Origin of the sequence: Streptomyces sp. NPDC101166, from assembly GCF_044768125.1 — a bacterium.
GTDB lineage: Bacteria > Actinomycetota > Actinomycetes > Streptomycetales > Streptomycetaceae > Streptomyces.
Map to the genome: position 1 here is coordinate 1 of NZ_JBIWPF010000267.1, position 1,126 is coordinate 1,126.

Here is a 1,126-nt window from a genome sequence, read left to right on the forward strand (position 1 = left end):
AGCGGTGCAGCGACTACTGCCGCTGAGCGTGCCCGCCGCCGACCGCGAGCCGACGCTGCGACAGCTCCGCAAGTACGACGCCGTGACGCTGTTCGCCGATCGCGCCGGCACGGTCGTGCCCGGCTTCGAGGTGACCGAGGAGAACATGGCCGCGGTGGCCGGGATCTGCGCCCGGTTGGACGGTCTGCCCCTGGCGATCGAACTCGCGGCGGCTCGCATGCGCACGATGTCGCCGGACCAGATTCTGCAGCGGCTCACCGACCGGTTCGCCCTGCTCACCAGGGGTCACCGCACCGCGCCGACCCGGCAGCAGGCCCTGCGGTGGTGCATCGATTGGAGCTATGAGCTGTGCACCCCGGCCGAGCAGCGGCTGTGGGCCCGGTTGTCGGTGTTCGCCGGTGGTTTCGAACTCGAAGCCGTCGAGGCGGTGTGCGGCGGCGAGGCCGAGGCGGCGGAACTGCTCGACGTGCTGTCCTCGCTGGTGGACAAATCGGTGGTGATCAGGGAGGAACCCGACGGCGCGGTCCGCTTCCGGATGCTCGACACCGTCCGGGAGTACGGGCAGGACAAGCTGCGGGAGGCCGGTGCGGACGAGGAATTCCGGCGCGCGCACCGGGACTGGTACCGGCGGCTGGTGCTCGACGCCGAGGGCGACTGGATCAGCGACCGGCAATGCGACTGGATGGCCCGGCTCGACCGCGAGCAGGGCAATATCCGGGCAGCGCTCGAATTCTGTATGACCGACCCGACCGAGCAGTCGGCCGAAGCGGGGCTGCGCATCAGCGCCGCGTCCCTCACCTTCTGGAGCTTCCGCGGCCTGTTCGGTGAAGGCCGCCGCTGGCTCGAGCGAGCCCTGGCCCATCCGTGCGCGCGCTCCACAACCGACCAGGTCCGGGCGCTGCACGCCAGCGTATTCATGGCCACGCGGCAATGGGACCTCGAGACGGCCGCCACCCTGCTCGCCCACGGGCGGGTGCTCGCCGAGCGCGATCCCACACCCCTGAATCAAGCCTTGATCGCATATGCGGAGGGAGATCTGGCGCTCTATCGCGACGACCCCCCGCGCGCGGTGTCGTGCATCAATCGAGCCATCGAGGTGCTGAGTTCCGAGCCGCGCGGATGCCTG

The 1,126-nt window shown here is 70.2% G+C and carries 1 protein-coding gene; it reads left to right on the forward strand.

What is annotated here, in order from left to right; translation table 11 throughout:
* On the forward strand, positions 1–1,126 hold a 1,126-nt coding region (locus ACIRS4_RS38270; protein ID WP_404204894.1), incomplete at both ends, for an ATP-binding protein.